Genomic DNA, 20767 nt, shown 5'->3' on the forward strand with positions numbered 1-20767 from the left:
GATTCCCGATACAGCGGGATAAAACCGCGCCTCACTGTATTGTTTTTTGTATGGCAACTGTATTGGCTCGACCCACCGCCTCCCGGCTCAGCGCCAGGCATCGGTCAGTTCGTTGGCCAGCACCATCTTCTCGCGAACCACGTCCACGAGAGCGGCGTCAGTGCCGGCTTGCGCCTTGAGGAACTTGAACGCGGCCGAATGGACCGCGCGCATCGACCTTCCGTCGATACCGGCCATCCGTGCCGCGCTGCGCCGTGTCTCCTCGACCAGGTCACGCGCGGCGCTTAAGTCGGGCGATAGGCCGCTTTGCGTCTCGAACCCGGCGCGCAATTGCGCCGCGTAGTCGCGCGATGTGCCGAGCCGGTCGATGTCGATCAGCAAATCGACGCCCTCGGCCATGCGCAGTGCGCCGAGAATCCACAACGCGATGAACGCCCGATAGGCGTTATTCCCCTCCGCCGTGCGCGCGTACTGCTCGCAAGCCATCGCGTAGGCGTCGTCCGAAGCGGGCGCGACGGGCGGCAGGCTCACGCCGCAGACCTCGATGACCTGCCTGACCAGCGGGTCCGCCTGATTCATGCCCAGCACGCGAAATGGCGCGGCCACGAAAAACGGATTGCTCCATTGCTGACTGAGCAGCCACCCCGACGCGAACTGCGACGCCGGATTTCGCAACACGCCCACATGCATGGCCTGCACGAACGCCTGCCGCAACCAGGGCAGCCGGCCCGATGAGCGGCAGAATTTGAACACCGGCACGCGGCCCTGTGCGGCAGTGTGCTCGCACAGGTTCTGCAAGTAGGCCCGCAGCGCCGGGAAGTCGCCATCCGGCGCGCTCGCGAATCGATCGATATTGAATTGCTTTCTATACCCGGCCACACCGCGCGTGCGCTCCTGCAGAAACGGCCGGTATTCGTCGAAGTACGGCGAGTCAAGCGGCGGGTGCCCTGAAGTCAATGTGGGCCGCAAGCCGGAAACATCAGCGAGGCTCAGGTCCGCGAGCACGCCGCTGAGCGGTTCATAGAAGCCGGTCACCGTGTCGAGTTCGCGCAAACGCGACCAGATCCACGTTCCGGCACTACGCCAGCCGGTGTGCAGAAATACGGCCTGTTTCACGCCACTCGACGGTTCATGTGACAACGTCATTGGACTTCTCTTCAAAGGAAAGCGACAAGGAATCGATGCACGTCAGACGGTGCCTCGCTCACACCACGCAAGCGCACACTTTAGCGGGTCAAGCTGTCGTCCGCGTAACAGACACGTCACGACGCGTCACTTTACCTTGCCAGCCTGCGCCGCAATCCTGAACGGGCCTACCGGGCCAAACTGGAACAGCGGGCCCAAACACTTTAAGCTGCCCGCTTCGCGAACTCAAACGTTGCTGACATGAACGATTCGGCCGATATCCGGTTCCTCTTGACGCTGCGCGAAGGCGGCAGCCTGATCGCCGCCGCGCGAAAGCTGGGCGTGTCGCCCTCGGCGGTCACGCAACGCCTCCAGCAACTCGAGAAAAAACTGGGCGCGCAACTGGTGAACCGCACGTCGCGCCGCCTGCAATTCACGGAAGAAGGCACCCTGTTGTGCGAACGCGGCGCCGAGCTGATCCAGCAATTCGACTCGCTGTTCGAAGATCTGCACATGCGCCGCGGCGGACTGATCGGCACGCTGAAAATCAACGCACCGCTGGGGTTCGGGCGGCGTCATCTTGCACCCGCGATTTCAGGCTTCCAGCAGCAGAACCCGGATATCGAGGTCGCGCTTACGCTGTCCGACAAACCGCTGACCGGGACGATGGACCGCTTCGATATCGTCGTGCATATCGGCGAGTTGCCGGCATCGAATCTGGTCGGCTACACGATTGCACCGAATGCGCGCTTTGTTTGCGCCGCGCCCGCGCTCATCAAGCGTATCGGCGCCCCGGATTCTCCGGATGATTTGAGCAAGCTGCCCTGCATCGTGCTGCAGGAGAATAACGAAGATGTCTCGCTCTGGCAGTTCAGCAAGGGCCGCTTGCGCCGCAGCGTGCGCGTGCCCGCCCGCCTGAGCTGCAACGACGGCGACGTGATCCGCCAGTGGGCATGCGAAGGCCGCGGCGTGATCCTGCGCTCCGAATGGGACGTCGCCGACGACATCGCGCAGGGCAGACTCATCCGTTTGCTGCCCGGATGGAAAGCGCCCGACGCCAACGTGATGGCGCTCACGCACCAGCGGGCGGGTCTGCCGGCGCGCACTCGCCATTTCATGCAGTATTTGCAGAGCCGGTTCAGACCATTGCCGCCATGGCGGCGATAAATGCGCGAAATCCCGTGGCTGCACGTTTCGAACGGTATATTCAGTTTGATTGAATCTATGAGTTAGCGCCCCTGAACGATACGTCACTGGCGTAACTCTATAATCGATTCACCGCCCCCCGCCGGTCAGATCATGACTTCCGTACCCGCACCCGCTCCCGCTGCGTACCCCAAAGCAGTCCTGTTCGATCTGCTGACTGCCCTGCTCGACTCGTGGACATTGTGGAATCGCGCAGCGGGGTCCGAACAGACGGGCCGTGCATGGCGCGCCGCTTATCTGCGCCTGACATACGGCTGCGGCCAATACATTGCGTATGAACAACTGGTTCGCGAAGCCGCCGCGCAAGTCGGCCTGCCGGAATCCGCCGCGCTCGCGCTGGAAGCGCACTGGCTGACGCTGTCGCCGTGGAGCGGCGCCGTCGACGCGTTGCAGGCGCTCGCGTCGCATTGCAAGCTGGCGATCGTCACCAACTGCTCCGTGCGTCTCGGCACACAAGCGGCTCATCTCCTGCCGGTTCGCTGGGACGCAATCGTGACCGCCGAAGAAGCCGGCGTGTACAAACCGGACCCGCTGCCCTACCGCCTCGCGCTCGACAAACTCGGCGTGACAGCGCAGGAAACCGTGTTCGTGGCCGGCTCCAGCTATGACATGTTCGGCACCGCGGCGGTCGGCTTGCGCACCTACTGGCACAACCGCGTCGGCCTGCCGTTGGTGGCCGGCGCGCAGCCGCCCGAGATCGAGGCGCCGACGCTCGACTCGCTCGTTGCGTGGCTCAGCCGCTTCGGCACGACCCAACCCTCATTCATTTCCCGGTGAACGCATGAAACTCGACCAGATCGACACCCCTGCCGCATTGATCGACATCGCGCGGATGCAGAAGAACATCGCGCGCATGCAGGGACGGATGAACACGCTCGGCGTGGCGTTTCGTCCGCACGTGAAGACCACCAAGTGCCTCGACGTGGTCCGCGCGCAGATCGCTGCCGGCGCACGCGGCATTACGGTCTCGACCTTGAAGGAGGCGGAGGCGTTCTTTGCCGCCGGCATCAGCGACATTCTTTACGCGGTCAGCATGGCGCCTGCCAAGCTGCCCCGCGCGCTGGCGTTGCGCCGCCAGGGCTGCGATCTCAAGCTGGTGGTGGACAACCCGACCGCCGCCGCGGCCATTGCCGCGTTCGGTGACCAGCACGGCGAAACGTTCGAGGTGTGGATCGAAGTGGACACGGACGGCCACCGTTCGGGCATCACGCCGGAACAGGACACGTTGCTCGACGTGGGCCGGATTCTGCATGAGAACGGCGTGAAGGTAGGCGGCGTCATGACTCACGCCGGCTCGAGCTACGAACTCAACACACCGGAAGCACTCGCCGCGTTGGCCGAGCAGGAACGCGCGGGCTGCGTGCGCGCGGCGCAACGGCTGCGCGAAGCCGGCATTGCATGCCCTGCGGTCAGCGTCGGCTCGACGCCGACCGCACTCGCCGCAGCGCATCTGGAAGGCGTGACCGAGGTGCGCGCGGGCGTGTACGTGCTGTTCGACCTCGTCATGCACAACGTGGGCGTGTGCACGATCGACGACATCGCGCTCAGCGTGCTCGCCACGGTCATCGGTCACCAGCCGGACAAGGGGTGGGCCATCCTCGACGCGGGCTGGATGGCGATGAGCCGGGATCGCGGCACGTCGAAGCAGGCGCACGATTTCGGCTACGGCAAGCCGTGCCTGCTGAACGGCACGCCGCTCACCGGCTACGTGGTGAGCGGCGCCAATCAGGAACACGGGATTCTTTCACCGACAGAAGAAAGCGCAGGCGACGCCGACGATGTCACACAGCAATTCCCCATCGGCATGAAACTGCGCATCCTGCCGAATCATGCGTGCGCCACCGGCGCGCAGTTTCCCGAGTATCACGCCGTTTCGCCGGATGGCGAGAGTGTGGCATGGCGACGCTTTCAGGGCTGGTGACGTAAAGCCGTCACTCGTCGTCTTCCTCGAGGCCGGCGAGCAGATCGTCCACCGCGCGATACACGCGCTCGACGATCTCCGGCCCCACCTTGCGCTCCAGTTCGCGGTAATGCGCTTCGAGATCCTTTGAAATCACCCGTACCAGTTCCACGCTGGTATCCGTCAATGAGACCAGCACGCGGCGCTGGTCTTCCGCAAAACGCTCCTTGGTCACCAGTTCCATGCTCTCCATGCGCGCGAGCACACCGGCCATGCTCGGGCTCGAAATCGTGCAGATATCGGAGATGTGGCGCGGCTCCATCGGACCGTGCTCATTGAGCGCGCGAATGACGCGCCATTGCTGCTCGGTCAAACCGTGCGCGGTGATCAACGGACGGAAACGCTCCATCATTTTTTCTCTGGCGCGCAGCAGCAACATCGGCAGGTTGCGGTGCAAAACTCGGGTCGAGGCGGAAGCGGACATGTTGGTGGATGATTAAAAAGCAGCCATCGGAGCTTAAGGGAAAACCCGCGCTCAGCCGACAGGCTATTGACCGTGGATCATATCAAGCGCAATACTACTAACATGTTAGTGTTTTTGCCGAGAGACCGCTAGTTTATGTTTGCACTTGCCGATCACCTGCTGCATCCCGAAGGCGAGGCGCTGCCTCGCGACGTGGATGCGCCCACCGCGGCGGCCCTGCTGGCGGGCGGCATGGCATGCCGCCCGCCGGTTTGCGGCGCCGTCTACGGAACCCTGCTGAATGACCGCGACGCGGTGGCGGCGCTTGGCGATGAGATGCACGCCGCGCCGTACAAAGCGCCGCCCAAGGCGCCGGTTCTTTATCTGAAACCACGCAACACGCTCGCCGGGCATCGCGCGCGGGTCGTCGTGCCGGACGATGCTTTGGGCGTGCAGGTCGGCGCTTCGCTGGGTATCGTGATTGGCCGCACTGCAACACGCGTCAGCGTGGATCGTGTGTTCGACCATGTGGCCGGCTATACGCTGGTCGCCGATCTGAGCGTGCCGCATCAGAGCGTGTACCGGCCTTCGGTACGGTTCCGGGCACGCGACGGTTTCTGTGTGATCGGGCCGGCCGTGGTGGCGGCACGTCACGTTCCGGCGCCGGACAATCTGCCGATCAACGTCTCGATCAACCAGGCTGGCACATTCACCGCCAGCACCGCGGCGTCGGTACGCAACGTAGCGCAACTGCTCGCGGACGTGACCGATTTCATGACGCTTGCCGCCGGCGACGTCATCACGCTGGGCGTGCCGCATGACTCGCCTGTCGCGCATATCGGCGACACGGCCACGCTGTCGATCGGCAACATGCCGCCGCTCACGGTATCGTTTATCGGCGCAGAACAACTGAACGGAGACCAGCCATGATGCGCGGCCGTGTTGCGTATGCGGGCGCGATTCACGAAGCCTATCCTGACGCGAACGGCGTGCGTCTCGCGGACGGCCGCGTGCGTCGCGAGGACGAAGTGGTCTGGCTAGCGCCTATCGAAGTCGGCACGATCTTCGCTCTCGGCTTGAACTACGCCGAGCACGCAAAGGAACTGCAGTTCAACAAGCAGGAAGAGCCGCTCGTGTTTCTCAAAGGCCCGGGCACGGTGGTGGGTCACCGCGGTTTCACGCGCCGCCCCGCCGACGTCACCTTCATGCACTACGAGTGCGAACTGGCCGTGGTGATTGGGCAAACCGCGCAAAACGTCGCGCGTGAACATGCGATGCGGCACGTAGCGGGTTATATGATCGCCAACGACTACGCGATCCGCGACTACCTCGAAAACTACTATCGCCCGAACCTGCGCGTGAAGAATCGCGACGGCGGCACGGTGCTCGGCCCCTGGTTCGTCGACGCCGCGGATGTCGAAGACGTCGCGCAGCTCGAACTGCGAACGTTCGTGAACGGCACGCGGCAGCAACTGGGCAACACGCGCGACCTCGTGACCGACATTCCCGCGTTGATCGAATACCTGAGCAGTTTCATGACGCTCGCGCCCGGCGACGTGATCCTGACCGGCACGCCGGAGGGCATCGTCAACGTCAACGCGGGCGATGAAGTGGTCTGCGAAATCGACGGTTTAGGCCGTCTCGTCAATACGATTGCATCCGACGCGGATTTCGGCCGCGCGTGATCGACGGCACTGATAAGGACAACGCAATGCGAATCGAACATCTGATCAACGGCCAGGCCGGCACCGCGAAAGACTATTTCGAAACGGTCAACCCGGCCACGCAGGAAGTGCTCGCGGAAGTCGCCCGCGGCGGCGCGCAGGAAGTCGACGCCGCCGTGCGCGCCGCCAAGGACGCGTTTCCCGCGTGGGCCGGCAAGCCCGCCACGGAACGCGCGAAGCTGGTGCGCAAGCTCGGCGAACTGATCGCGAAACACGTACCGGAGATTTCGGAAACCGAAACAAAAGACACCGGCCAGACGATCTCGCAGACGCGCAAGCAACTCGTGCCGCGCGCGGCCGACAACTTCAGCTACTTCGCCGAGATGTGCACGCGCGTCGACGGCCATACGTATCCCACCGACACGCATCTGAACTACACGTTGTTTCATCCGGTCGGCGTCTGCGCGCTGATCTCGCCGTGGAACGTGCCGTTCATGACCGCAACGTGGAAGGTCGCGCCCTGCCTCGCGTTCGGCAATACCGCCGTGCTGAAGATGAGCGAACTGTCGCCGCTGACCGCCTCGATGCTCGGCAATCTCGCGCTGGAAGCCGGCATTCCGGCGGGCGTGCTGAACGTCGTGCACGGCTTCGGCAAAGAAACCGGCGAGCCGCTGGTCGCGCATCCTGACGTGCACGCCGTGTCCTTCACCGGATCGACGGCGACCGGCAATCGCATCGTGCAAACGGCCGGATTGAAGAAATTCTCGATGGAACTGGGCGGCAAGTCTCCGTTCGTGATTTTCGACGACGCCGATTTCGAACGCGCGCTCGACGCCGCGGTGTTCATGATCTTCTCGAACAACGGCGAACGTTGCACGGCCGGTTCGCGCATTCTCGTGCAGCGCTCGATTTACGCGCGTTTCGCCGAGCGTTTCATTGAGCGCGCGAAGCGGTTGACCGTGGGCGATCCGCTGGCCGACAGCACCATTATCGGACCGTTGATCAGCCAGGGGCATCTGGCGAAAGTGCGCAGCTATATCGAACTCGGACCGAAAGAAGGCGCGACGCTTGCCTGCGGCGGCCTCGACACGCCCAACCTGCCCGATGCCATGCGCCACGGCAATTTCGTCATGCCGACGGTATTCGTCGATGTCGACAACCGCATGCGCATCGCGCAGGAAGAAATCTTCGGCCCGGTCGCCTGCCTGATTCCGTTCGACGACGAAGCGGACGCGATCCGCCTCGCCAACGACATCTCCTACGGACTGTCCAGCTACATCTGGACCGAGAACACGGGCCGGGCTCATCGCGTGGCCGCCGCCGTCGAAGCCGGCATGTGCTTCGTCAACAGCCAGAACGTGCGCGATCTGCGCCAGCCGTTCGGCGGCACCAAGGCGTCGGGCGTGGGCCGCGAAGGCGGTACGTGGAGCTATGAAGTGTTCCTCGAGCCGAAGAACGTCTGCGTGTCGCTCGGCTCGCACCACATTCCGCGCTGGGGCGTTTGAACCACCGGGCCACACTGAACCGCAACTACGTTGCGTGGGAACCGGGTAAGGCGCTAAAGCGCCAACTCGGGTCGACAAAGGGAATCGCGATGGGCAAACTTGCATTGGCAGCAAAAGTGACGCACGTGCCGTCGCTATATCTGTCCGAACTCGACGGTCCGCACAAAGGCTGCCGCCAGCCGGCGATCGACGGTCACCACGAAATCGGCCGGCGTTGCCGCGAGCTCGGCGTGGATACGATCGTCGTGTTCGACGTGCATTGGCTGGTGAACAGCGAATACCATATCAATTGCGCGCCGAAGTTCGAAGGTATCTACACGAGCAACGAACTGCCGCATTTCATCAAGAACATGCCCTACGCGTATCCGGGCAATGTCGAGCTCGGCAATCTGATCGCGGAAGTCGCCAACGAAATGGGCGTGAAAAGCCGCGCGCACAGCGAGACCACGCTCGAACTCGAGTACGGCACGCTGGTGCCGATGCGCTATATGAACGCCGATCAGCATTTCAAGGCCGTATCCGTAGCGGGCTGGTGCATGTGGCACGACCTCGACACCAGCGCGCGCTTCGGTCTCGCGGTGCGCAAGGCGATCGAGGAGCGCTACGACGGCACCGTCGCGATTCTGGCAAGCGGCTCGCTCAGCCACCACTTCGCCAACAACGGCACCGCCGAGCAGTTCATGCACAAGGTATGGAGTCCGTTTCTCGAACAGATGGACCGGAGGGTGGTCGAGTTATGGGAGGCAGGCGACTGGAAGACTTTCTGCGAGATGCTGCCGCTCTACAATGAGAAATGCTGGGGCGAAGGCGGCATGCACGACACCGCCATGCTGCTCGGCGCGCTCGGCTGGGATCGTTATGACGGCAACGTGGAAGTCGTCACGCCGTACTTCGGCAGTTCGGGGACCGGCCAGATCAACGCGATCTTCCCGGTCACGCCCCTGCCCGCCTGAACCTGCAAGTTGAGGAGAACAACGTGCCGCATTTGACACTCGAATACAGCGCCAATCTCGCCGGCGAAGAAAGCATCGGCCAACTGTGCAACGCCCTTGCGCAATGCCTCGATGCCGTGCGCGACAACGGCGAGCGGATCTTTCCCGTCGGTGGCATCCGCGTGCGCGCACTGCGCTGCGACCAGTACAGCATCGCCGACGGACGACCCGATGCCGCGTTCCTGCACGCCAATCTGAAAATCGCCGCGGGCCGCTCCGATGCCGCGAAAAAGACTACCGGCGACGCACTGTTCGCGCTGATCAAACAGCATTTTGCCGCTGAGTTCGAGCAGCACGGCCTGGCGTTGTCGCTGGAAATCAACGAATTCAGCGAAGCCGGCACGTGGAAACACAACAACTTGCACGCGCGCCTCAAAGCGCAATAGCGGGCTGCAACGGCGGGCCAAATAGCGGCCCCAAAGAATCCATCATGCTAGACGAACAGACTATCCGCGAACTTGCCGCCCAACTCGACCATGCCGAGAAAACGCGGACTCAGCTGCGCCATTTCTCCGCCGCGTATCCGCACATGACCGTGGAGGACGGCTACGCGATTCAACGCGAGTGGGTAAAACTCAAGCTGGCCGAGGGCCACGTAATCAAGGGCCGCAAAATCGGCCTCACATCGCGCGCCATGCAGCGCTCGTCGCAGATCGACGAACCCGATTACGCGCCGCTGCTCGACAGCATGTTCATCGAGAACGGCCAGGACATTCGCGCGGACCGCTTCATTGCGCCACGCGTGGAAGTGGAACTGGCATTCGTGCTGAGCAAGCCGCTGAAGGGACCGGGCGTGACACTCTTCGACGTGCTCGACGCCACCGCCTACGTGACCCCCGCAGTTGAAATCATCGACGCGCGCATCGAGCAGTTCGACCGCGAAACCAAAGCTCCCCGCAAGGTCTACGACACGATCTCGGACTTCGCCGCCAATGCGGGCATTGTGCTCGGCGGCCGTCCGGTGCGTCCGCTGGATGTCGATCTGCGCTGGGTCGGCGCGCTGCTCTACAAGAACGGGGCGGTCGAGGAAAGCGGCCTCGCCGCCGCGGTGTTGAATCATCCTGCGACCGGGGTGGCCTGGCTTGCCAACAAGATCGCCCCGTACGACGAAATGCTGAACGCAAACGACGTGATCCTGAGCGGTTCGTTCACAAGTCCGATCCCGGCACGAGCCGGCGACACGTTCCATGTCGACTACGGTCCGCTCGGCGGAATCGGTTTGAATTTCATCTGAGCGCGCCGCCATGTCTCTACCGCGTAACACCTTCAAACACGCGCTCAGCGAGGGCAAGCCGCAATTCGGCCTGTGGGCCGCGCTGGCCGACGCCTACGTGACCGAGCTGCTGGCGACCGCCGGCTTCGACTGGCTGCTGATCGACAACGAGCACGCGCCGAACGACGTGCGCAGCACGTTGGCGCAATTGCAGGCGGTGGCGGCGTATGCAACGCATCCGGTAGTGCGTCCGGTGCGCAGCGACAGCGCGTTGATCAAGCAATTCCTCGACATCGGCGCACAGACGCTGCTGCTGCCGATGATCGACACGGCGCAGCAGGCGGCCGACGCGGTGGCCGCCACGCGTTATCCGCCGCAAGGCATTCGTGGCGTGGGCAGTGCGCTGGCACGCGCCTCGCGCTGGAACCGGATACCGGACTACCTGACCACGGCGGCTGACGAGTTGTGCGTTCTGGTGCAGGTGGAGACGGTGCAGGGTATGGAAAACCTGCCGGCGATCGCGGCCGTCGATGGCGTGGACGGTGTGTTCTTCGGACCGGCTGACCTGAGCGCGTCTATGGGACTCCTCGGCAAGCCGGGTGACGCCCGCGTGCGCGAGGCGATTCGCGGCGGCATCCAGACCGTGCGGCACGCGGGCAAAGCGGCCGGCGTGCTGGCGCCCGATCCGGCCATTGCCGCCGACTATCTCGACGCGGGCGCCACCTTTGTGGCGGTGGGCACGGACACGAGCCTTCTGAGCCGCGCGGCGGCGGACCTCGCTGCGTCGTATAAAAACACCGCTGGAGCGGCTGCGGCGGTCAAGGGCGGATACTGACCCGCTTTCACCCACCGCGCCGCCTCGAACCGTGCGAGCCCGCCGCGTGGCAAGACCCTATTCTCTCGCGGGCCAAGGCAGCCCCAAGGACGACCAGTCCAATTCCACGCCAATCACGGACCGCTCATCCGCAAGCTGCACGGCCAGCGTCACCGCGATACATGGCCGCCCGCTCGCCAGCGAAAGGTAAGGATTGCTCGCCACCGCCACACCCGGCAACAGCACCGCATTGCGGTAATACGGCCGGTGATCCCAGCGCGCATCGCGCGGATTCGCCACCGGGTGCAGCGAAGCGACATCGCTGCGCCAGGCCGGACCCGGCACTTCATGACCGATCTGCCGGCCCGAGCCGTCGAGGATAAAACAGCTGATGCAACGCTCGAAGGTTGCGAGCGTGGCGAATGCCTCGTCCATCAGCACGCCGTCCAGCAACGCGTCGGCAGCGAGCAGTAAGCCGGCCCGGTAAGGCTCCACCTGAGATTCGAACAGCGCATATTGATGCGCGCGCCCCTGCGCGATCACGTCGAACGCCTCGTCGATGCGCCGGTGCACCGACTCCGGCGGCGCGAGCTCCGCGGCCGGCCGCCCGAGCAAGTAGCCTTGCGCGAAATCTACATTCGACTCCACGGCGAGAATCAGCTCCTCGGTCGTCTCCACCCCTTCGACCACCACCAGCATCCCCGCCTGATGCAGCAGCGAGACGAGCTTGGGCAGGATCGGCTGTTCGGTGCCGTGACTCGTCGCGCGAATCAGTTCACCGTCGAGCTTGACGAGGTCCGGGCGAATCCTGAACAGCCGGTCGAGATTCGAATGCCCGGCGCCGAAATCGTCGACGGCGATCAGGAAGCCGTGCTCACGGTACGACGCCGCCGCCCGCGACATGTCGTCGACGCTGCCGCCGCGCGATTCAAGAATCTCCAGAATGACCCGGTCAGGTTCGAGCCCGGCCTCCCGCGCGATCGCGGCGAGTTGACCGGCGTAACCTTCCGCCGTGAACGTGGCGGGCAGAATGTTGAGGAAGAGCCAGGCGTCGTCCGGCAGCGACTTGCACGCATTGCGCAGATGGACCGCATGGCTTGCGCGGTCGAGCGCGCCTTCGTCGCTGGCGGGCCTCGGCGCGAACAGCACCGCGGGCGGCACCAGCTTGCCGTCGTGCTGCTCGCCGCGCAGCTAGGCTTCGAACCCCACCTGCTTCTGGTGCGACAAACTGTAGAGCGGCTGAAAATGCGATGTCAGGTAGTAGTCGTCCCAACGGTGCCGCTGCGTCGCGCCGCCCTCGCCCGCCGTGTCGCCCGCCCCCCATTGCCGCGCGCCGGGCTGCAAGGCGCGCTCGGCGCACACGCGGTTTCGTCCCGAGTGCTTGGCGCGCAGCAAGGCCTCGTCGGCACGGTCGAGCAGCACCATGATGCTTTCGCCGCCCCGGTGCTCGGCTACCCCGAAACTCGCGGTCAGATGGCCGTCGGGCCGCTCGATCGTGGCAATCGCCCGGCGCAGCCGCTCGGCCACATGAAGCGCGCCGTCGATTCCGTCGCGCAGCAGCACCGCGAACTCCTCGCCGCCAACCCGGCTCACGCTGTCGCCCGCGCCGGTCTCGTCCATCAGCACGTGCGCGACCTGGTACAGCGCGTGGTCGCCCACCGCATGGCCGAACCGGTCGTTCAGGGACTTGAAGTTGTCGATGTCGATAAAGATCGCGCTAATGCGCGTCTGCGGCGCGAGCGTGGCGAGTCGGCGCTCGGCTTGCTTGACGAAGGCGCGGCGGTTTTGCAGGCCGGTCAGCGGATCGGTCGCCGCGAGCTGGGCGAGCTGGCTTTCGAGCAGGAAGTGGTTACGGCGAAACCGGTAGAAGCCAAAATGAAAGACCGTGGAGGTCGGCACGCCGATCGCCACGATCCACATCCACGTGACGACCTGGGCGTCGTGAGCGAGCGGCACGCCGAACAGGAGCGCGGCCGCCGCCGCATAAAACAGCGCGCTGCCGACCACGAAGTGCGTCGGCGTCAGCCACAGCGGCGCCGCGCAAACCGGTATCGCGACCATGGCCGGCAGCACCCACAGCAAGGGTTGCGCGACGCCGGCGAGGTTGATCGCGAGGCCCGCCACCAATACCAGGGAGTAGGCCACGCCGATCAGGCCGAAGACCCCGGTCGACTTCGCGTACGGGATCGCCAGCACCAGCAGGGCGAGCACCGGCGCGCACGCCAGGCGGTAGGCCAATGGCGCGGCCGGGCCGCCGACCAGATTGCGCGCCGCGACGAAACACAGGAACGCGACGACCGTGAACGCCAACGTCACCGTGGAAAGGGGCCGCTGGTGCTCCAGCGAGCGCCGATGGAAGCGTTCGCGCAAGCCGGAGTCGGACAGATGCTGCGTTGAGGTGGAAAGCATATTGATAGTTATCAGGCTGGCTCCGATCACTCTGCCCTTGGTTATCGGCAAACGTCTGACAAATATTTATGCCTTTCACGATAAAGTTGCCCCTCGTCCGGTCCACGCGATGATGTATCCGTTGTGACGAGCGCCGCGTTAGAGGACGGCATGGCGAAAACACCGCCACGCAATTCGATTACCGGAAGTTGCGTCGCCAATATGCAACGAGGGCAATCGATTGCGCATATGAACATACGATCTGAAAGTGGCTAAAAGTTAATCTCTTAAGTAGACTCCTTCAAAATGTGGCGTACGAACTAGACAACCCGGTAAAAGTAACCTAGGCCGCGTGCAACACGCGACTTCCCGAAACACTTTTCTTTGCATCCGGTCGTTGGCGCCCGTTCGTTGAGCGGTTGAAAGCAACGGCCATTTCCCGGAAAACATGGCCCAAATTCTCGACTTTCTGCTGGAACGTCAAATCTCGCCGCAGTGGCGCGGCATGCTGACTGCGCTGGCCGCCGAGTTCGAAGCGCAGATCGGTCGCGACGAACTTCGCCAGTTGATGCACCGGGTCGGCTGCCGGTTTGCGGCGGCGCATCCGCTGCCCGCCTGCGGCTCGACGGACGAACTGGCGCAAGCCCTGAATCTCTACTGGCATGAGATGGATTGGGGCTATGTCGAATTGGCGGATGAACCTGATGCACTGCGCATCGTTCACTACTGCGCGCCGCTTCGGGCATTCGGCGGCACGGCCCTTGGCTGGACGCCGGCGTTTCTCGAAGGCGTCTATCAGACGTGGTTGAGCGCGTTGGGCGCGCAAGGCCTGTCGGTGGCGCAGACGAGCGAATACAGCGAAAACAGCGCGATCGAGTTTCGGCTGGGCCGTCACCCTGTTTGAACTGGTCATGGATAAGACGGCGGCACTATGAGTTCATCGAGCGACATCGAAAAACTGTTCGAACATTTCGGCGGCGACGCCACGGCGTACCAGGAAATCGGCCGCGAGAACGAAGCGCGTACGGCGCGCACGCGCTGGCCGCTGCTGGAGACGCTCGACCTGACGCAGCCGGCGATCCCCGCCATCGGCGAGCGGCGCGAGCTCAATCCGCAGACGCCGGCAAACATCGCGCAGCCGGTTGTTGCAGACGAAGACACGACGCCGAAAGACGCCGCCTCGGTCACGCGCGCGAAGGCGCCGCTGTTCACCCGCTCGCCTCGGCGGGACATCCCGGCGGTCGTCGTGACCGCGCCGCCCACCGCGCCGAGCGGCGGGTCGCGCTTTGGGGCGCTGGAACCGGGCGATAAGGCCGAAGCGTCATCGACACCCGGCGAGGCGCGCGTGGAAGCCGTGGCGCCGGTGGCGGCATCCGCCGCACCGGTCGTGACTCCTGTCGTTGCGCCGGCCGTTGCGCCTGTCGCTGCCCCGGCTCAAACGGCCCCGGTGGCCCCGGTGGCCCCAGCCGCTGCCGCTCCTCAAGTGACTCCGGTGACTCACGCGCCGCAAGCCTGGCCGCTCGCCGCCGTGCCGCCCGCCGTATTGACGCAGGCCGCCAAGCCCCTCGCCAGCGTGGCGCCGACATTTACCTTACGCACACAAGCGACGCCAACCATTCCGCCCGCCGTGCCCAACTGGGCACAGGCCCCGGAGCCTGCGCGGGCATACGCACCAGCGCCCGCCACACCCACAGCCTCCGCCACACCTGCCGCCCCGGCGCAACGCGCGTCGATCCTCGGCAAGCTCTTCGCGCCGGCCCCCCAACCCGCGCCGCAGCAACCCGCCGCAGCCCATAGCGAAGCCGCGCCCTTGCAATCGCTGTTCGACCGGCTGCGCGGCAACCCCGCTCCAACCTCGGCGGCGCCGGCCGGCGCCGCGCGCGCTGCCGCCCCGAACTCGTGGCTGGTCAACGGCCCTCGTCGCTCATGAAAGTTATTGCGGTGGTGTCTGCCAAGGGCGGGGTCGGCAAGACCACCCTCGCCGCCAATCTCGCCTCCGTGCTGGCCGCCAGCGGCCGGCGCGTGATCGCGCTCGACCTCGACCCGCAGAACGCGCTGCGCCTGCACTTCGGCGTGCCGCTCGACAGCATCGACGGGTTGTCGCGCGCCACGCTGACGGGCGACCCGTGGCAATCGGCGCTGTTCGACGGCGTGGACGGTGTGACCGTGCTGCCTTACGGCGCGTTGCTCGAAGACGATCGCCGCCGCTTTGAAGGCTATATCGACCAGGAGCCGCGCTGGCTCGCCGGGGCGCTGCGCAATCTGCGCCTCGATCCGTCCGACGTGGTGATCATCGACACGCCGCCGGGTTCGTCCATGTACGTGCGCGCGGCGTTGAGCGTAGCCACCTTCGCGCTGAACGTGGTGCTCGCCGACGCCGCGTCCTACGCCGCGATTCCGCAGATGGAGCGGCTGATCGACGCCTACGCGGCGCCCCGTGCCGAGTTCGGTGGCGAAGGCTATGTGGTCAATCAGATCGACCAGTCGCGCCAGCTGACCAAAGACGTCCTCAAGGTCTTGCGCCAGATGCTCGGCACCAAGCTCTTCCCAGGCGTGATTCACCTGGACGAAGGCGTGGGCGAGGCGCTCGCTTGCGATACCACGCTGATTCACTACGATCCACTCAGCCAGGCGGCCGCCGACTTCCGCGCGTGCGGCACGTGGCTGATGGCGGCGATCGACGCGATCGCCGTCTCGCCGAGGAACGTCGCATGAGTACGCCTCAATCACCAGGGTTGGAGCCCGCCGAATCGTCGCGGCTCGAACGCTTCGCCGACGCGCGATTCTGGAACAGCCGCATCGTCACCGGGCTCGTCACGCTGTTCGCGCTGGTGGTGCTGTACTTCGTGTTCACGGTGCCGCTCGCGTTCTATGAACAGTTGACGTTCGCGACCTGCTGCTTCGTGACCGCCCTGCTGTTCCGCCGCCAGCAAGGCCGGTACGCGACGATGGTGATGATCATGCTGTCGGTGCTCACCTCGGGCCGCTATATGTATTGGCGGCTGACCGCCACCACTTACTGGGAGCATCCGCTCGACGCCGCCTGGGGGCTGCTGCTGGTATCCGCCGAAGTCTATTCGACCCTCGTGCTGCTGCTCGGCTACTTCCAGACCGCCTGGCCGCTCAAGCGCAAGCCGATGCCGCTGCCGGCCTCGCGCGATGAGTGGCCCACTGTCGACGTGTTCATTCCGACCTACAACGAGCCGCTTTCGGTGGTGAAGCCGACCATCTATGCGGCGCTCGCGCTCGACTACCCGGCCGAGAAAATCTCGATCCACGTGGTCGACGACGGCCGCCGTCCCGAGTTCAAGGCATTCTGCGAGGAAGTCGGCGTCAACTGGACGATCCGCACCCACAACCGCCACGCGAAAGCCGGCAACATCAACGAAGCGCTCAAGATCACGAGCGGCGAATATCTCGCTATCTTCGACTGCGATCACATTCCGACCCGCTCGTTCCTGCAGATCGGCCTCGGCTGGTTCCTGCGCGACAAGCTGCTGTCGATGCTGCAAACGCCGCACCACTTCTTTTCCGCCGACCCGTTCGAGCGCAACCTCGGCACGTTCCGCAAGGTGCCGAACGAAGGCGAGCTGTTCTACGGCCTCGTGCAGGACGGCAACGATCTGTGGAACGCCACGTTCTTCTGCGGTTCGTGCGCTCTGCTGCGCCGGACCATGGTCGAGGAGATCGGCGGCATCGCGGTCGAGACAGTCACCGAAGACGCGCACACCGCGCTGAAGCTGCACCGGCTCGGCTACACCACCGCGTATCTGGCCATTGCGCAGGCCGCGGGGCTCGCCACGGAAAGCCTGTCCGGCCACATCGGCCAGCGGATTCGCTGGGCGCGCGGCATGACGCAGATTTTCCGCATCGACAATCCGCTCACCGGCAAGGGCCTGAAAATCGGCCAGCGGCTGTGCTACCTGAACGCGATGATGCACTTCTTCTACGGCATCCCGCGTCTGGTGTTCCTGACGGCGCCACTGTCGTACCTGTTTTTCGGCGCGCACGTGATCGAAGCCGCCGCCAGCACGATTGCGATCTACGCGCTGCCGCACATGATGCACGCGAGCATCACCAACTCGCGCATGCAGCGCCTGTTCCGCCATTCGTTCTGGGCCGAGGTGTATGAATCGGTGCTGGCCTCGTACATCACCGCGCCGACCCTGCTCGCGCTGATCAACCCGAAGCTCGGCAAGTTCAACGTGACCGCCAAGGGCGGCCAGATCGAGAAGAATTACTTCGACTGGGCGATCTCGCGGCCGTATCTGTTCCTGCTGTTGCTGAACCTGATCGGCTTCTGCGTGGGCATCGTGCATATCTATTTCAACTGGCATGTGCACAGCGTGGTGCAGACCACGCTGCTGAACCTCGGCTGGACCGCCTACAACATGCTGATTCTCGGCGCGAGCGTGGCCGCCGCGAGCGAGCGCCGGCAGATTCGCGCGGTGCACCGCGTGGCGATGCAGATGCCCGTGATGCTGAAATTTTCGACCGGCCGCACGCTCGCCTGCGAAACCATCGACTACTCCGAAGGCGGCGTCGGCGTGGCACTGCCCGCCGCGATCCAGGTGCCGATGCACGAGCGCGTGACGGTGTCGCTGTTTCGCGGCGACGAGGAATACGCGTTCCCCGCCACCGTCGGCTTCACCGCGCCGGGCCGCGTGGGCCTGCGCTTCTCGGCGCTGACGCGCGAGCAGGAGTACGAGTTCGTCAAGACCACCTTCGCACGCGCCGACGCCTGGACCGGCTGGGCCGAAGGACGCCAGCAGGACACCCCGCTGCGCGGCCTGTCGCATGTGCTGACGGTCGGTGCGCGCGGCATCGTGGGTCTGTTCGAACATCTTTATGAAGACCTTCGCAGTTCGATGAAAAGCCGTCCAACGGACGTCAAAAAGCTAAAAACCAAAGACTGATTTATGGGCGACAGGATGGCGAAGGGAAACAGTGAACGCACGAATCACACACATCGAGAACGCAGTGGGTCCGGATTGACAACATACCGTGGGAGACGCCCCCGCTCGCAACGGCTGATGCGCGGCATCGCGTGCTGGCTCGCGCTGCAGACCGCGCTGGCGGCGCCGCTCGCCACAGCAGCCGAAGCCGTGGCCGCGGCCACCGGCGGCGCAAGTGCGGCACGCGCGCTTCAAGGCGCACCGCAGGGCGCACCGGCCGCGCCCGTGGCGACCGGCGTGGGCAGCGTGCCCGCGCCCAGTCCTGCCGTGCCGTACGACCCGAACACGCTGGCGCAACCGCAACTGGCAACGCCGACACCGGCGCTCGCCGCGTCGTCGGTGAAGGCGCTGGGCATCAAGACGCCGACCACTGCCGAGCCGGGCACGCTGGTGCCGGGCGGCCGCCGTCAGTCGCTTACCTTCGCCGACCTCGGCGCGCTCGACCCGCTGCAACTGCGCGGCACCGTCGGCCAGAACGGCGTGGCGTTCTCCGTGCGCGGCGACGAAGTGGTGACCGGCGCGGTCCTGCATCTGGTCTACAGCTACTCGCCGGCGCTGCTGCCGGCCGTCTCGCAGCTGAAAGTGCTGGTGAACGGCGAAGTCGCCGCCACCCTGCCCGTGCCGCACGAGCAGGCCGGCATGCTGGTGGCACGCGATGTCTCGATCGATCCGCGCTTCGTCACCGAATTCAATCACCTGAACGTGCAGTTGATCGGCCACTACACGACGCGCTGCGAAGACCCGGCGAACTCGTCGCTGTGGGCGACCGTCAGCAATGCGAGCTCGCTCGATCTGACCTATGCGTCGCTCGCCAGCAAGCCGGATCTGGCGGCGCTGCCGCAGCCGTTCTTCGACCGCCGCGACGTGCGCCGTCTCGAACTGCCGTTCGTGCTCCCGCAAAAGCCGGGTAACGGCCTGCTCGAAGCGAGCGGCATCGTCGCGTCGTGGTTCGGCGCGCTGGCCGGTTATCGCGGCGCGGTGTTTCCGGCGCAACTGGATAACGCGCCGCTGTCGGGCAATGCCGTGGTGTTCGCCACCTCGGATCAACGCCCGGCCGGCGTGACCATTCCGGCCATCTCCGGCCCGACCGTCGCGGTGGTCGATCGTGAAGCGCCGGCGCGCGGCAAGCTGCTGCTCGTGCTCGGCCGCGACGAAGCGGAACTGAAAACCGCCGCGAAGGCGCTCGGCATCGGCCAGAACACGCTGACCGGCCCGAGTGCGACGATCACGCGGTTGAACGAACTCGCCCCACGCGCGCCGTACGACGCTCCGAACTGGCTGCCGACCAACCGTCCGGTGCGTTTCGGCGAACTCGCCGATCCGCGCGACCTGACCGTGTCCGGCTACGACGCCGACGCCGTCCGCGTGAATCTGCGCGTGCCGCCCGACCTCTTCATGTGGCACACCCGCGGCGCGCCGATCGATCTGCGCTACCGCTACACGGCGCGTCCGAAGCACGATCGCTCATCCCTGAACGTGAGCGTGAACGGCGGCTTCGTGCAGGCGCTGCCGATTCCGGCCGAACCGGCATCGGTGTTCGAACTGAGCAATTATTTCGGACGCGTGTTGCCGGACAAGACCGCCGAGGCGCGCCGCACCGTGCATATTCCGCCGCTGCTGCTGACACCGCGCACGCAACTGCGCCTGCACTTCTACTACGACATTCCCGATACCGGCGAATGTCACGGCCGCCTGCTCGACAACGTGGTCGGCGCCATCGACCCGAACTCCACGATCGACCTCTCGTCGTTCCCTCACTACATGGCGCTGCCCGATCTGGCCGCGTTCGCCAATAGCGGCTTCCCGTTCACGCGCATGGCGGACCTCTCCGAGACTGCCGTGATCCTGCCGAACGACGCCGATTCGAGCGACTACAGCCTGTATCTGCTGACCATGGGCCGCATGGGCACCTCCACCGGCTACCCGGTGACGGGCGTGACGGTCGGCACTGCGGACGACGCCGACAAGGTCGCCAGCAAGGACCTGCTGATTTTCGGCGCACCGGGCAAGCAGCCGCTGTTGCAGCGCTGGGCCAAGTCGATGCCGTTCTCCAGCGACGGCGACTCGCGCACCTTCCAGCTCTCCGACATCGTCTTCAAGCTCGAGGACTGGTGGCATGGCGAGCGCGGCGTCGAGCGCACGCCGGCGCGCGCCGACCTGACGCTGGTGAGTTCGAACGGCGACGCGCTGCTGACCGGTTTCGAATCGCCCTTGCATAAGAACCGCAGCGCCGTCGCGCTGTTGAGCGCGGCCGGCCAGTCGGACGCCGACCTGTCCGCTGCGCTCCTCGACGCCGACGTGCTGCCGCAGATTCAAGGCGCAATGGCCGTGATCCACGGCCGCACCGTGACGATCACGTCGAACGGCGAAGCGTACTACGTCGGCCATTTGTCACCGCAGGAGTACCTGCGCTGGGCGCTGTCGTCGCATCCGTTGCTGCTGATGCTGGCCGGCGTGCTCGCCGCGCTGATCATCGCGGGGCTGTTCTACCGGACGCTGCGCTCCATCGCCGCGCGCCGCCTGAAGGACTAACAGGACTGAT

At 65.0% G+C, this 20767-nt stretch carries 17 protein-coding genes and 1 pseudogene; 15 read left to right on the forward strand and 3 right to left on the reverse strand.

What is annotated here, in order from left to right:
* Positions 1 to 87: 87 nt before the first annotated feature.
* Positions 88 to 1146 (reverse strand): hypothetical protein, encoded by a 1059-nt coding sequence (locus A6V37_RS13445; RefSeq protein ID WP_064265780.1) that lies wholly within the window; start codon positions 1144 to 1146, stop codon positions 88 to 90.
* Positions 1147 to 1386: 240 nt separating this feature from the next.
* On the opposite strand from A6V37_RS13445, the gene A6V37_RS13450 reads away from it, so the two are divergent.
* From A6V37_RS13450 to A6V37_RS13460, 3 genes are all read left to right on the forward strand, one after another.
* On the forward strand, positions 1387 to 2292 hold the full coding sequence (locus tag A6V37_RS13450; RefSeq protein WP_064265781.1) for a LysR family transcriptional regulator: 906 nt from the start codon (positions 1387 to 1389) through the stop codon (positions 2290 to 2292).
* Between the two features lie 132 nt (positions 2293 to 2424).
* A complete protein-coding gene (locus A6V37_RS13455; RefSeq protein WP_064265782.1) occupies positions 2425 to 3108 on the forward strand; it encodes an HAD family hydrolase in 684 nt (227 codons plus the stop codon).
* A gap of 4 nt (positions 3109 to 3112) precedes the next feature.
* Entirely contained in the window at positions 3113 to 4252 is a 1140-nt protein-coding gene (locus tag A6V37_RS13460) for a DSD1 family PLP-dependent enzyme (protein ID WP_064265783.1), read from the forward strand.
* Between the two features lie 10 nt (positions 4253 to 4262).
* Here the strand turns inward: A6V37_RS13460 and hpaR are convergent, their stop codons facing one another.
* Complete coding sequence (gene hpaR, locus A6V37_RS13465) at positions 4263 to 4670, reverse strand: homoprotocatechuate degradation operon regulator HpaR (protein ID WP_035520696.1); 408 nt, start codon at positions 4668 to 4670, stop codon at positions 4263 to 4265.
* Positions 4671 to 4850: 180 nt separating this feature from the next.
* On the opposite strand from hpaR, the gene A6V37_RS13470 reads away from it, so the two are divergent.
* The 7 genes from A6V37_RS13470 (at position 4851) to hpaI (ending at position 10903) form a co-directional block, all read left to right on the forward strand.
* Positions 4851 to 5624 (forward strand): fumarylacetoacetate hydrolase family protein, encoded by a 774-nt coding sequence (locus A6V37_RS13470; protein ID WP_064265784.1) that lies wholly within the window; start codon positions 4851 to 4853, stop codon positions 5622 to 5624.
* The gene (locus A6V37_RS13475; protein WP_064286050.1) at positions 5621 to 6379 is read left to right on the forward strand and encodes a fumarylacetoacetate hydrolase family protein; all 759 of its coding nucleotides are present in this window, start codon (positions 5621 to 5623) and stop codon (positions 6377 to 6379) included. Before A6V37_RS13470 ends, A6V37_RS13475 begins: the two co-directional genes overlap by 4 nt.
* A 26-nt stretch (positions 6380 to 6405) precedes the next feature.
* Positions 6406 to 7863: a 5-carboxymethyl-2-hydroxymuconate semialdehyde dehydrogenase gene (hpaE, locus tag A6V37_RS13480; protein WP_064265786.1), complete on the forward strand. Its 1458-nt coding sequence runs from the start codon at positions 6406 to 6408 to the stop codon at positions 7861 to 7863.
* A gap of 89 nt (positions 7864 to 7952) precedes the next feature.
* A complete protein-coding gene (hpaD, locus tag A6V37_RS13485) occupies positions 7953 to 8816 on the forward strand; it encodes a 3,4-dihydroxyphenylacetate 2,3-dioxygenase (RefSeq protein ID WP_064265787.1) in 864 nt (287 codons plus the stop codon).
* A 23-nt stretch (positions 8817 to 8839) separates the two neighbouring features.
* Positions 8840 to 9241, forward strand: a complete 402-nt coding sequence (locus tag A6V37_RS13490) for a 5-carboxymethyl-2-hydroxymuconate Delta-isomerase (RefSeq protein WP_064265788.1) — start codon at positions 8840 to 8842, stop codon at positions 9239 to 9241.
* Between the two features lie 44 nt (positions 9242 to 9285).
* Positions 9286 to 10089 (forward strand): 2-oxo-hept-4-ene-1,7-dioate hydratase, encoded by an 804-nt coding sequence (gene hpaH / locus A6V37_RS13495; RefSeq protein ID WP_064265789.1) that lies wholly within the window; start codon positions 9286 to 9288, stop codon positions 10087 to 10089.
* A gap of 10 nt (positions 10090 to 10099) precedes the next feature.
* A complete protein-coding gene (hpaI, locus tag A6V37_RS13500; RefSeq protein WP_064265790.1) occupies positions 10100 to 10903 on the forward strand; it encodes a 4-hydroxy-2-oxoheptanedioate aldolase in 804 nt (267 codons plus the stop codon).
* Positions 10904 to 10960: 57 nt separating this feature from the next.
* On the opposite strand, the pseudogene A6V37_RS13505 reads toward hpaI, so the two are convergent.
* Positions 10961 to 13291: pseudogene (locus A6V37_RS13505) on the reverse strand (EAL domain-containing protein).
* A 427-nt stretch (positions 13292 to 13718) separates the two neighbouring features.
* Between A6V37_RS13505 and bcsD the strand changes: the two are divergent.
* From bcsD to bcsB, 5 genes are read left to right on the forward strand one after another with little or no spacing between them, the layout of a single operon-like run.
* Positions 13719 to 14174, forward strand: a complete 456-nt coding sequence (bcsD, locus tag A6V37_RS13510; protein WP_064265792.1) for a cellulose biosynthesis protein BcsD — start codon at positions 13719 to 13721, stop codon at positions 14172 to 14174.
* A gap of 27 nt (positions 14175 to 14201) precedes the next feature.
* The gene (gene bcsP, locus A6V37_RS13515; RefSeq protein WP_064265793.1) at positions 14202 to 15200 is read left to right on the forward strand and encodes a cellulose biosynthesis protein BcsP; all 999 of its coding nucleotides are present in this window, start codon (positions 14202 to 14204) and stop codon (positions 15198 to 15200) included.
* Positions 15197 to 15985 (forward strand): cellulose biosynthesis protein BcsQ, encoded by a 789-nt coding sequence (gene bcsQ, locus A6V37_RS13520; RefSeq protein ID WP_064265794.1) that lies wholly within the window; start codon positions 15197 to 15199, stop codon positions 15983 to 15985. Before bcsP ends, bcsQ begins: the two co-directional genes overlap by 4 nt.
* Complete coding sequence (gene bcsA, locus A6V37_RS13525; RefSeq protein ID WP_064286051.1) at positions 15982 to 18186, forward strand: UDP-forming cellulose synthase catalytic subunit; 2205 nt, start codon at positions 15982 to 15984, stop codon at positions 18184 to 18186. The genes bcsQ and bcsA overlap by 4 nt, the downstream gene beginning before the upstream one ends.
* A 3-nt stretch (positions 18187 to 18189) precedes the next feature.
* The gene (gene bcsB, locus A6V37_RS13530; protein ID WP_064286052.1) at positions 18190 to 20757 is read left to right on the forward strand and encodes a cellulose biosynthesis cyclic di-GMP-binding regulatory protein BcsB; all 2568 of its coding nucleotides are present in this window, start codon (positions 18190 to 18192) and stop codon (positions 20755 to 20757) included.
* Positions 20758 to 20767 lie beyond the last annotated feature (10 nt).

This window comes from Paraburkholderia ginsengiterrae, from assembly GCF_001645125.1.
GTDB lineage: Bacteria > Pseudomonadota > Gammaproteobacteria > Burkholderiales > Burkholderiaceae > Paraburkholderia > Paraburkholderia ginsengiterrae.